The following is a 10,589-nucleotide window of genomic DNA, read 5'->3' as shown; positions in this document are numbered from 1 at the left end:
GCGTTCATCGCCGGCGAGGAGCCCCGCGGCTACCTCTGCCTCTACCCGTTCGTCCGCTCGCTGGACTGGTACCTGCTGCCCGACGAGGAGCGGCGCCAGATGCTCGCCGACCACGGCAAGGCCGCCCGCGGCTACGCCGACGTCCGGGCGAACACCGTGCCCGCCTTCGCCCTCGGCGACTACGAGTGGATCCTCGCGTTCGAGTCCGACCAGCTCGACCGCATCGTCGACCTCATGCGCGACCTGCGGGCCACCGAGGCCCGCCGCCACGTGCGCGAGGAGGTCCCGTTCTTCACGGGCCCGCGGGTCGAGCCGGGCGCGCTGCTCGCCCTCTCGGCGTGACGCGGCTCGCTCCCGGCACCCGCGCCGTCGTCACCGGCGGCAGCCGCGGCATCGGCCGCGCGGAGGCGGTCGCCCTCGCGCGGGCAGGCGCGCGGGTCGTCGTCGGGTACGGGCACAGCGCCGAGGCCGCCGACGCCGTCGTGGCCGAGATCGCCGCGGCCGGCGGCGAGGCCCACGCGGTGCAGGCCGACATGGCCGACCCCGACGCCGTCGTCGCCCTCATGGACGCCGCCGCCGGGCTCCTCGGCGGGATCGACGTGCTCGTCAGCAACGCCGGGGTCGAGCACTTCGGCGCGCTCGGGACCGTCACGGCGGCGGAGTTCGACGCGACCTTCGGCGTCAACACCCGCGGGCAGTTCCTCGCCGCCCAGGCGGCGCAGGCGCACATGGGCGAGGGCGGCCGGATCGTCCTGACCTCGTCGATCTCCGCGACGATGGGCGTGCCCGGCCACGCGGTCTACGCCGGGTCGAAGGCCGCCGTCGAGGCGATGGTGCGCTGCCTGGCGCTCGACCTCGTCCGCCGGGGGATCACGGTCAACGCGATCGCCCCCGGCGGCACCACCAGCGACATGTCGGCCGAGAACGGACCGCACTACGACAACGACCTCACGGCGATCTCCTGGCCCATGGGCCGCTACGGCGAGCCCGAGGACATCACGCCGACCGTGCTCTTCCTCGCCTCGCCCGACAGCGCCTGGATCACGGGCCAGACGCTGCGGGTCTCCGGCGGGCAGTAGGCGTCAGGCCTTCGGCTCCAGGCGCAGCGAGACCGAGTTCATGCAGTACCGGTCGTCGGTCGGGGTGCCGTAGCCCTCCCCGTGGAAGACGTGCCCCAGGTGCGAGTGGCACGTCCCGCACAGCACCTCGACGCGGCGCATGCCCATCGCGGTGTCCTCGCGCAGGATGACGTTGTCGTCGGCCGAGGGGGCGTAGAACGACGGCCACCCGCAGTGGGAGGCGAACTTGGTGTCCGAGCGGAAGAGCTCCGCGTCGCACGCGCGGCAGTGGTAGACGCCCTCGGTGAACACCTCGTCGTACTCCCCGGTGAACGGGCGCTCGGTGCCCGCCTTCCGCAGGACCTGGTACTCCTCGGGCGTGAGCTGCTCACGCCACTCGGCGTCGGACTTCTCGACCTTCGGCTTGCCGATCGCACTGCTCATGCGTCCAGGTTAATACGAGTCGCGCGCAACCGGTCGGCGTCCGGGAGTGCGCCCGTCAGGCGAACCAGGTGGTGACCACGACCTCGAGCACGCCGAAGATCAGGTAGCCGGCCCCGACCAGGACGAGCACGGCGAGCAGCCACGCGAGCCACCGGGTCGCGCCGCCGCTGCGGTTGGCCGACTCGGCGAAGTCCCGCACCCCGGACAGCTCGCCCTCGACGGTGAACATCGGCCGCACCCGCTCCATGCGGTCGAGGTGCTCGGCGAACGCGCGGGCCTCCGGGTCGTCGGGGTCGAGCCCGACGAGGTCGTCGTGGAACCGCCGGGCCGGGTCCGGACGACCGGCTCCCGCTGCGACACCCCAGGTCATGCCCGCCACGGTAGCCTTCGCAGCCGTGGCGCGGTCCCCGGCGGTGGAGCTCGAGGTGGGCGGGCGCACGGTCCGCGTGTCGAACCCGGACAAGATCTACTTTCCGGAGCGGGAGATCACGAAGCGGCAGGTGGTCGAGCACTACCTCGCCGTCTCGGAACCGCTGCTCGGCGTCCTGCGCGACCGGCCGACGCACCTGCGGCGCTACGTCGACGGCGTGACGGGCGAGTGGTTCTACCAGAAGCGCCTGGCCAAGGGCGCCCCCGAGTACGTCGAGACGGTGCAGGTCCGCTTCCCCTCGGGCCGCCCGGCCGACGTGCTGTGCCCGACGGAGCCCGCGGTGCTCGCCTGGGCGTCCAACCTCGGCACGTTCGACTTCCACCCCTGGCCGGTCCGTCGCCCGGACGTCGACGCCCCCGACGAGCTGCGCATCGACCTCGACCCGCAGCCCGGCACCGACTTCGCCGACGCCGCCCGCGTCGCCGCGACGCTGCGCGAGGTGCTGACCGACGCCGGCCTGGTGGGCTGGCCGAAGACCTCGGGCGGGCGCGGCATCCACGTGATGGTCCCGATCCGCGCGGAGTGGGACTTCGTCGCGGTCCGGCGCGCCGTGATCGCGATCGGGCGCGAGGTCTGCCGGCGGCTGCCGTCGGAGGCCACCGTGGACTGGTGGAAGGAGGAGCGCGGCGAGCGCGTGTTCCTCGACTTCAACCAGGCCGCGCGGGACCGGACGATCGCGTCGGCGTGGTCGGTGCGCGGCACCCCGCGCGCGACGGTCTCCTTCCCGCTGCGTTGGGAGGAGCTCCCCGACGCCGAGCCCGACGACTTCGACGTCCTGTCGGTGACGAAGCTCTACGCGGAGCGCGGTGACGCGCACGCGGGGCTGCACGACGAGCCGGCCGGGCTCGAGACGGCGCTGGAGTGGGTCGAGCGCGACGAGCGCGACCACGGGCTGGGCGACATGCCCTACCCGCCGGAGTACCCGAAGATGCCCGGCGAGCCGAAGCGGGTGCAGCCCAGCAAGTCCCGGGCGGACACCCAGGGGAAGCAGGCCTGACGGGCCGTCCCCGATCGACCGGACCGGTCGCTCCGGTGGGGGGCCGGCCCGCGAGGGGCCCGGGGGCGGACGACCCGTCCGCCCCCCGGACCGCTCATCGCGCGCTGGTCAGTGGTGGCAGTGCGACGTGCACCCGCACCGCTTGGGCGGGCAGCAGTGCTGCTGGGGCTTGCACTCGTGGCAGCCGCAGCCACGGTGGTGGTGGTGCTTGTGGCGGGGCGGGGTGCACAGCTCGAGCAGTCGCATCGGGGTGTCCTCTCGATCTCGGGTCATGGCAGGCCCGGCCCCGTCTCGTACCGGGTCCGGAGGCGGTCGCGGCGACCTCGATCACCGCGTCCGTGATCTGCTCATCTCCGAACCGTGACCTGTCGTTACCTGGAGGGTCGTTCCCGAAAGCAAGTTACGACGTACGGACGCACGAGTACCGCCGTCCGGACCTGGCCACTGGCTCGGCACCCGGTCAGACGAGGAGCTGCGAGCGGGCGAGCTCGGCGTACAGCGGGCTCCGTGCGAGCAGCTCGGTGTGGGTGCCGACGGCCACCACCCGGCCGTCCTCGAGCACCACGATCTGGTCGCAGTCGACGACGGTGGAGAGCCGGTGCGCGACGATGAGCAGCGTCCGGTCCGCCTGCGCCGCGACGTCGATCGCGTCCTTGAGCGCCTGCTCGTTGCGGGCGTCGAGGCTGGCGGTGGGCTCGTCGAGCAACATCAGGGACGGCTCCGCGAGCAGGGTGCGGGCGATGGCCAGGCGCTGGCGCTCGCCGCCGGAGAGCAGGACGCCGCCCTCGCCGACGGGGGTGTCCAGCCCGAGCGGCGAGCGCGCCACGAGACCGTCGAGGTTCACCGCCGCGAGGACCGCGAGCTGGTCGGCCTCGGGGACGTCGGGGGCGGCGAGCACGAGGTTCTCCCGGAGCGTGCCGGCCAGTGCGGGCGAATCCTGCTCGACGTAGCCGAGCCGGGCCCGGAGCTCGTCGCGGGGCCGGTCGCGCACGTCGATGCCGTCCACCAGCACCGCGCCGGCGGTGACGTCGTAGAACCGCTCGACCAGGGCGAACACCGTCGACTTGCCGGCCCCGGAGGGCCCCACCAGGGCGGTCCGGGTGCCGCGGGGCACGACGAACCCGACCCCGTGCAGCACGGCGGTGCCGTCGGCGTGGGTGAAGTCGACGTCCCGCAGCTCCAGCGCGGGAGCGGCCGGCGGGGACGCGGCGCTCGCGACGACGTCGCGCTCGGACTCCCCGCGCAGCGCGACGACCTCCTCGATGCGGGCGAGCGCGCCGAGACCGGTCTGCAGCTGGGTCCACGTCTGGGCGAGCCGGGCGAGCGGGAGCACGAGCAGGAAGAGGTAGAGGACGAACGACACGAGCTCGCCGACGGTGAGCGCGCCGGCCGCGACCCGGGAGCCACCGATCCCGAGGACCGCGATGAACGAGCCCTGGGTCGCGATCGTGACGGCGGGGGAGACCACCGCCTGCAGCCGCGCGGTGCGGACCCCCACCGTGTAGGCGGCGCCGGCGGCGGCGGAGACCCCCTCGACCTCGCGCTCGGTGGCCCCGCTCGCGCGGATCGTCCGCACCGCCGACAGCGCGCGTTCGACGGCGGCCGTCATCTCCCCGACGCGCACCTGGGCGAGCGTCGACAGGGCCCGGATCCGGCGGGACGCCGTCCCGATCACCAGCGCCCCGAGCGCGACGGCGAGCAGCGTGACCCCGAGCAGCACGACGTCGACCAGCGCCATCGCGACCGCGGCGCCCACCACGATCACCACCGAGCTGGCGATCTCGAACAGCCCCGACGTCACGACGGCGCGCAGCAGGGTCGTGTCGGCCCCGATCCGGGACATGAGGTCACCGGTCCGGCGGGCGTCGTACTGCGCCACGGGCAGCGCCAGCATCCGCTCCGCCAGCGTGCGGCGGGTCGAGAGCACCAGGCCCTCGGCGGTGCGCTGCAGGAGGAACGACTGCACCGCGCCCACGAGCGCCCCGCCCACGAGGATCGCGACGAGCAGCCCGGCGACCGGCAGGACCGGGGTCGAGGCCTGCACGGCGGCGACCACCCGCCCCACCAGCAACGGCTGGGCCAGGGACGTCGCGGCCGTGGCCGCCGACATCACGGCGACGACGGCGAGCGCGCCACGGTGCGCGCGCAGGTAGGGCCACAGCCGGCGGAGACCCGCGTCGGTGCGCGGGGTGACTCGGCGTCGGAACACACCTCGAAACTAGGCGCGCTCGGGGTCGGGTCCCGGCCGCACCGACGACGGCCGGTCGGGGACGCGTGGACATCTGACGTCTCGCTCTGCCACGGTGGAGCCCGACCGTCGGGAGGCGGCGGCCGGACGACCGGGAGGGCCCGTGGGCGCGGTGATTGCCGCCGTGGAGACCGTGGACCTGCGGTTCCCCACGTCGCGGGACCTCGCCGGGTCGGACGCGATGAACGAGGCGCCGGACTACTCGGCGGCCTACGTCGTGCTCCACTCCGACTCCGACTCCGGCCCCGAGGGCCACGGGTTCACCTTCACCATCGGGCGCGGCAACGAGCTGGCCGTCGCGGCGGCGGCCGCCATCGGACGGCGCGCCGTGGGGTGGGAGGTCGCCGAGGTCGTCGGCGACCTCGGGGGGTTCTCGCGGTGGCTGCAGGCCGACAGCCAGCTGCGTTGGCTGGGCCCGGCGAAGGGCGTCGTCCAGCTGGGCCTCGCCGCCGTCGTCAACGCCGCCTGGGACCTCGCGGGCAAGGTCGCCGGCCAGCCCGTCTGGCGGCTGCTCGCCGACATGGATCCCCAGCAGATCGTCGACCTGGTCGACTGGCGCTACCTGCGCGACGTCCTCACCCCCGCCGCCGCGCGCGACCTGCTGGACGCCCGCGTCCCCGGGCGGGCCGCGCGGACCGCGACGCTCGAGGCCGAGGGCTACCCCGCCTACACGACGAGCGCGGGGTGGCTCGGGTACGACGACGCGACGCTGGAACGGCTCTGCCGCGAGGCCGTGGACGCGGGCTGGGAGTCGGTCAAGCTCAAGGTCGGCGCCGACCTGGCGCACGACGTCCGCCGGTGCGCGATCGCGCGCGAGGTCCTCGGCCCGCGCCGCCGTCTCATGATCGACGCCAACCAGACCCTCGGCGTCGAGGACGCCCTGCGCTGGATGGAGGCGCTCGCGCCGTTCGACATCCACTGGTTCGAGGAGCCGACGAGTCCCGACGACGTCCTCGCCCACGCCGCGATCGCCCGCGCGATCGCCCCGACCCGGGTCGCCACCGGCGAGCACGCCCACAACGCGGTGATGTTCAAGCAGTTCCTCGCGGCCGGCGCCATGGGCGTCTGCCAGCTCGACGCCACCCGGCCGGGCGGGGTGGACGAGGCCGTCGCCGTCCTGCTGCTCGCCGCCGCGCACGACGTCCCGGTCTGCCCGCACGCCGGCGGGGTCGGGCTGTGCGAGCTGGTGCAGCACCTGGCGATGTTCGACTACGTCGCGGTCGGCGCCTCGCGCGAGGAGCGGATGGTCGAGTACGTCGACCACCTCCACGAGCACTTCGTCGACCCGGTGCGGCTCGTCGGCACCTCCTACCGGGCGCCGGAACGCCCCGGGTACAGCGCCGAGATCCTCCCGGAGACGCGCCGCGCGTACGCCTTCCCCGACGGACCGGTGTGGGCGCGGACGCCCCCGTGAGCGGCAGCGTCGTCGACCGCGTCGTGGGCGCGCTCGTGGCCCGGATCGAGGCCGGGGAGTTCCGCGCCGGGGAGCGCCTGCCCCCGGAGGCGGACCTCGCGGCGAGCCTGCGGGTGTCCCGGCTCTCGCTGCGCGAGGCGGTCCGGGCGCTCTCCGGCGCCGGGGTCCTCGAGGTCCGGCGCGGGGACGGCACGTTCGTCACCGACCTGCGCCCCGACCGGCTGGTGCGGGCGGCCGGGGCCTTCCTCGAGCTGGTCGACGAGCGCGGGGTCGCCGAGCTCTTCGAGTGCCGCCGGATCCTCGAGCCGGGCGCGACGGCTCTGGCCGCCACGCGCATCGACGACGCCGGTCTCGACGACCTCGCCGCCCGCTGCGCACGGATGCGGGCGCTGACCGACCCCGAGCGCCTGGTGGCCGAGGACGTCGAGTTCCACGCGGCGATCGTCGCCGCCACCGGGAACCCCACGCTGGACTCGCTCGCCGCGGCCGTCGCCGGGCGGACGGCCCGCGTCCGGATCTGGCGCGGCGTGGTCGAGCAGGACGCGACGGCCTGGACCCACGCCCAGCACGACGCGATCCTGCGCGCGCTGCGGGCGCGGGACTCGCTGGCGGCGTGGACCGCGGCGACGACGCACGTGACCGAGGTCGAGCACTGGGTGCGTGACCACCTCCGCCGCGCGGGGCCGGTGCCCTAGCCGGTCCCGGGCCCTCCACCCGCGTGGAGCGGGAGCCCGCCCACGGGCACGTCGTGGACCTCCAGGGTGCCGTGCTCCACCTCGGTCACGACCAGTCGCGGGGCGTCGCCGTGGGCGAAGGCGACGTTGGTCGGGCGGGAGCCGTGGGTGGGCAGCCGGTCGACGACGCGTCCGTCGGGGCCGAGTACGGTCACGTCCCCCTGCCCGAAGACCGCGCACCAGAGCCGGCCCTCGGCGTCGAACGCCATCCCGTCCGGCCCGCGGTAGCGCGTGGACAGCGACGGGTCGAGGACGTTCGCGAAGTTCTCCCGAGTCGTGGAGGAGCGGGAGAGCCGGTACCGGAAGACCATCCCCGTCATCGTCTCGTCGACGAACAGGTCGCCGGCCGCGTCGAAGGCGAGCCCGTTGGCGAAGCGCAGGTTGGTGTCGAGGACGGTGACCTCGAGCGTCCCGGGGTCGATGCGCAGGACGCGGCCGTCGTAGGGGGCCGCCGCGAAGTCGCCGCGGATGTCGCCGTCGCGGAAGAACTCGTCGGTGGTGATGCCGGAGTCGGTGAGGTAGAGCGCGCCGTCGGGGCCGAAGGCGAGGTCGTTGGGGAACCGCAGCGGGGCGTCCGGGGCGCGGGTCACCCGGGTCGTGACCTCGCCGTCGGGGGTCAGGACGAGCACCGCGGCCCGCTGCGACTCCGCGATCCACACGTGGCCGCGGGCGTCGACGGCGAGCCCGTTGGGGCGCCCGGTGCGGGCGAGGGCCCGGCGGCCGCTCCCGTCCGCGTCGAGGTGGGTGACGCAGCCGCGGTCGGCCGACATCTCGACCACCAGCCACGACCCGTCGGCGAGCGCGACCGGGCCCTCCGGCTCGCCGAGCGCCGACGCGAGGATCACGACGCGGACCCGGCCTGCCCGGCGGTACGCCGGCGGTCGCGCACGGTCTCGCGCACGAAGTGGACCGGGAGCACCATGGCCAGGCAGATCGCGGCCATGAGCAGGTAGTTGCTGGTGAAGCCGATCTCGTCGATCATCCAGCCCGACACGGCCGGCCCGAAGACCCCGGAGAGGCCGAAGGCCAGGCCGATGGTCAGGCCCATCCCCGACGACGCGGCCTTCGGCGTCGAGTCGATGATCAGCGAGTAGACGACGGGGAACGGCGAGTTCCGGAAGAGGCCCCAGGCGAGCAGGATCGTCCAGGCCGTGGCCGCGCCGTGGATCAGCGGCATCGCCGCGACCGTGACCGTCCACCCGAGGCAGATGATGTAGAGCGCGGGCTTGCGGCCGATCCGGTCGGAGGCCGTCCCCCACACGACCTGGCCGAGCCAGCCGGTGATCCCCGAGGCGCCCGAGACCACCGCCGCGACGGCCAGGGACATGCCGGCCTGGGTGACGAGCTGCGTCGTGAGGAAGGCGGTGACGCCGGCCTCGGCCCACAGCAGCCCGAACGCCGTCAGCGACCCCCACCAGACGTTGCGCTCCCGCGCCGCGGACCGCAGCATCCGCACCGGGTTGTCCACCCGCGCGACCTCGTCGGTCCGCACCGACGGTGTGAGGCGGTGCTCGGTGATCCACCGGTTGACGCGCTCGAGGTTGCGGGGCGAGCCGACGAAGAGCTGCGCGAGCATGATCGGGACGGCGAGGAAGGGGATCCAGAGGAACGCGTCACGCCACGTGCCGCCGACGAGGATCGCGCCGATGAGCGCCGGCCCGAGGAACTGGCCGATCGGGAACCCGGTGTGGTGCACGCCGGTGGCGAACCCGCGCCGTTCCTGCGGCCACCAGTCCGAGACCATGGCGACGTTCACCGGTTCCATCGCCCCGGTGCCCACGCCCATGAACACCCGCCAGGTCGCGAGCCCGGCCAGGGTCCGGGTGAAGGCGGTGACGACCGACGAGACGCAGGTGACGGCGACCGCGGCGATCCAGGCCCAGGCGCGGCGCGGGCCGCGGCCGAACGCGTCGCCCAGCACCCCGAACGCGATCGCGCCGAGGAAGGTGCCCGCGTAGGACAGCGACACCAGCAGGCCGCCGGTGGTCGCGTCCAGCCCGAACTCGCCGGAGATGTCGGGCAGCAGCGTCGGGAGGATGACCCGGTCGATCGAGGTGATCAGGATGGCGGTGGTGGTGATGCCGAGCATCCACCACGAGACCGGGTGGGCCCGGGGGAGGCGGCGTCGGTCGACGTCGGTGGACTCGGAGGTGCTGACGGTCGACATGCCCGTGACTCCTGCCCGCTCCGGCCCAGACATCTGATGTCTCAGACCAGCACGGTAGGAAAGACGACGTGATCCACGCAACACCCCGGCGCATGTCGATCAGGGGCGGCGCGCGGGCCGCGGACCCGGCCGCGCGGCGAGGGCGTGCGAGACGCCGTTCGCGCTGGTGCGCACCAGCGGCGCGAGCAGCGAGGCCGACCCGGAGCGGTGGTGGGCGACGACGGACACGGCGGCGACGACCTCGCCGGTCGGGTCGCGGACCGGCGCGGCGACCGAGATCGCGTCCGCGGTGACCTGGCGATCGCTCACCGCGTAGCCGCGGGCCCGGACGGCCGCGAGGGACTCCCGCAGGCGCACCGGGTCGGTGAGGGTCCATCGCGTGTACCTCGGGAAGGGTCCGGCGAGGACCCGCTCGACGACGTCGGTCGGGGCGTGCGCGAGCAGCACGAGCCCGACCCCGGTGGCGGTGAGCGCGAACCGCCCACCGACCCGGGTGAGCACCTCCACGGCCCGGGTCCCGGCCAGACGCTCGACGTAGACCACCTCCTCGTCCTCGCGGACCGCGAGCTGGACGTTCTCGCGGGTGACCTGGCAGAGGTCCTCGAGGTAGGGCAGCGCGCGCTCGCGGAGCCCGGGCCCGCGCGGAGCCAGCGCGCCGACCTCGAAGAGCCGCAGCCCGATCTGGTAGCGGCCGGTGCCGTCGCGCTCCACCGCCCCCCACGCCTCGAGGTCGGCGACGAGGCGGTGCGCGGTCGACAGCGGGACGTCTGCGCGGCGGGCCAGCTCCGAGAGCGTCATCGTCGGGCGGTCGTCGGAGAACGCCGCGAGCAGCCGCAGGGCACGGGCGACGACCGGGCCGGTGGCGGCGGCGCGGGGCGCGGCCGGCGGCGGCGCGGCCGGGGCGGGGCCGGTGGCGTCCACAGGCAGCTCCGGGTGCATCCGACGACACCTCGGAGTCTGCGCGCGCCGGACCGGCGCACCCAACGGCGCTTCCGGAGGGCGGAAGGTCGGCGGGACGTCCCGCGCTCCCCGACCCGCCCGGACGGGCCGAGGTCGATCTTCCGGATGCCGGGAAGGGTCATGGCGATCGGCCGGGC

General features: G+C 74.7%; 12 protein-coding genes. 5 read left to right on the top strand and 7 right to left on the bottom strand.

Going from position 1 to position 10,589, the window contains the following annotated elements:
- Positions 1-342: chlorite dismutase family protein (locus tag AC0CYZ_RS02675; RefSeq protein WP_472212094.1), on the top strand; the 342-nt coding region annotated here is incomplete at its 5' end.
- Positions 339-1,079, top strand: a complete 741-nt coding sequence (locus tag AC0CYZ_RS02670; RefSeq protein WP_472212092.1) for an SDR family oxidoreductase — start codon at positions 339-341, stop codon at positions 1,077-1,079. The genes AC0CYZ_RS02675 and AC0CYZ_RS02670, both read left to right, overlap by 4 nt.
- A gap of 3 nt (positions 1,080-1,082) precedes the next feature.
- Here AC0CYZ_RS02670 and msrB read toward each other — a convergent pair whose 3' ends face one another.
- Positions 1,083-1,502 carry a peptide-methionine (R)-S-oxide reductase MsrB gene (msrB, locus tag AC0CYZ_RS02665; RefSeq protein WP_472212090.1) on the bottom strand — a complete coding sequence of 140 codons (420 nt, stop codon included), beginning with the start codon at positions 1,500-1,502 and terminating at the stop codon, positions 1,083-1,085.
- A 55-nt stretch (positions 1,503-1,557) separates the two neighbouring features.
- Positions 1,558-1,872 (bottom strand): hypothetical protein, encoded by a 315-nt coding sequence (locus tag AC0CYZ_RS02660; protein WP_472212088.1) that lies wholly within the window; start codon positions 1,870-1,872, stop codon positions 1,558-1,560.
- Between AC0CYZ_RS02660 and AC0CYZ_RS02655 the strand changes: the two genes are divergently transcribed.
- Positions 1,871-2,929, top strand: a complete 1,059-nt coding sequence (locus AC0CYZ_RS02655; RefSeq protein WP_472212086.1) for a DNA polymerase domain-containing protein — start codon at positions 1,871-1,873, stop codon at positions 2,927-2,929. The genes AC0CYZ_RS02660 and AC0CYZ_RS02655 overlap by 2 nt on opposite strands.
- A gap of 108 nt (positions 2,930-3,037) precedes the next feature.
- On the opposite strand, the gene AC0CYZ_RS02650 is transcribed toward AC0CYZ_RS02655, so the two are convergent.
- Together AC0CYZ_RS02650 and AC0CYZ_RS02645 are read right to left on the bottom strand one after the other, a co-directional pair.
- Complete coding sequence (locus AC0CYZ_RS02650) at positions 3,038-3,175, bottom strand: hypothetical protein (RefSeq protein ID WP_472212084.1); 138 nt, start codon at positions 3,173-3,175, stop codon at positions 3,038-3,040.
- Positions 3,176-3,389: 214 nt separating this feature from the next.
- Positions 3,390-5,138 carry an ABC transporter ATP-binding protein gene (locus AC0CYZ_RS02645; RefSeq protein ID WP_472212082.1) on the bottom strand — a complete coding sequence of 583 codons (1,749 nt, stop codon included), beginning with the start codon at positions 5,136-5,138 and terminating at the stop codon, positions 3,390-3,392.
- 142 nt (positions 5,139-5,280) lie between these two features.
- On the opposite strand from AC0CYZ_RS02645, the gene AC0CYZ_RS02640 reads away from it, so the two are divergent.
- Together AC0CYZ_RS02640 and AC0CYZ_RS02635 are read left to right on the top strand one after the other, a co-directional pair.
- Entirely contained in the window at positions 5,281-6,591 is a 1,311-nt protein-coding gene (locus AC0CYZ_RS02640) for an enolase C-terminal domain-like protein (protein WP_472212080.1), read from the top strand.
- Positions 6,588-7,286, top strand: a complete 699-nt coding sequence (locus tag AC0CYZ_RS02635; RefSeq protein ID WP_472212078.1) for a FadR/GntR family transcriptional regulator — start codon at positions 6,588-6,590, stop codon at positions 7,284-7,286. The genes AC0CYZ_RS02640 and AC0CYZ_RS02635 overlap by 4 nt, the downstream gene beginning before the upstream one ends.
- Here the strand turns inward: AC0CYZ_RS02635 and AC0CYZ_RS02630 are convergent.
- The 3 genes from AC0CYZ_RS02630 to AC0CYZ_RS02620 form a co-directional block, all read right to left on the bottom strand.
- Positions 7,283-8,170, bottom strand: coding sequence for an SMP-30/gluconolactonase/LRE family protein (locus AC0CYZ_RS02630; RefSeq protein WP_472212076.1), 888 nt, complete (start codon positions 8,168-8,170; stop codon positions 7,283-7,285). The two genes, AC0CYZ_RS02635 and AC0CYZ_RS02630, sit on opposite strands and share 4 nt — an antisense overlap.
- Positions 8,167-9,492, bottom strand: coding sequence for an MFS transporter (locus tag AC0CYZ_RS02625; protein WP_472212074.1), 1,326 nt, complete (start codon positions 9,490-9,492; stop codon positions 8,167-8,169). The genes AC0CYZ_RS02630 and AC0CYZ_RS02625 overlap by 4 nt, the downstream gene beginning before the upstream one ends.
- A gap of 99 nt (positions 9,493-9,591) precedes the next feature.
- Positions 9,592-10,431, bottom strand: a complete 840-nt coding sequence (locus AC0CYZ_RS02620) for an IclR family transcriptional regulator (RefSeq protein ID WP_472212072.1) — start codon at positions 10,429-10,431, stop codon at positions 9,592-9,594.
- Positions 10,432-10,589 lie beyond the last annotated feature (158 nt).

The sequence above is a fragment of the Actinomycetospora sp. genome, from assembly GCF_055612215.1.
Note: the sequence above shows the minus strand (reverse complement) of the source record. Positions and strands in the feature narration are given on the sequence as shown.

Bases quoted from the DNA above. Each gene is read 5' to 3' on its own strand.
- msrB (WP_472212090.1), bottom strand. From the start codon at position 1,502: ATGAGCAGTGCGATCGGCAAGCCGAAGGTCGAGAAGTCCGACGCCGAG.
- AC0CYZ_RS02655 (WP_472212086.1), top strand. From the start codon at position 1,871: ATGCCCGCCACGGTAGCCTTCGCAGCCGTGGCGCGGTCCCCGGCGGTG.
- AC0CYZ_RS02660 (WP_472212088.1), bottom strand. From the start codon at position 1,872: ATGACCTGGGGTGTCGCAGCGGGAGCCGGTCGTCCGGACCCGGCCCGG.
- AC0CYZ_RS02650 (WP_472212084.1), bottom strand. From the start codon at position 3,175: ATGCGACTGCTCGAGCTGTGCACCCCGCCCCGCCACAAGCACCACCAC.
- AC0CYZ_RS02625 (WP_472212074.1), bottom strand. From the start codon at position 9,492: ATGTCGACCGTCAGCACCTCCGAGTCCACCGACGTCGACCGACGCCGC.
- AC0CYZ_RS02620 (WP_472212072.1), bottom strand. From the start codon at position 10,431: ATGCACCCGGAGCTGCCTGTGGACGCCACCGGCCCCGCCCCGGCCGCG.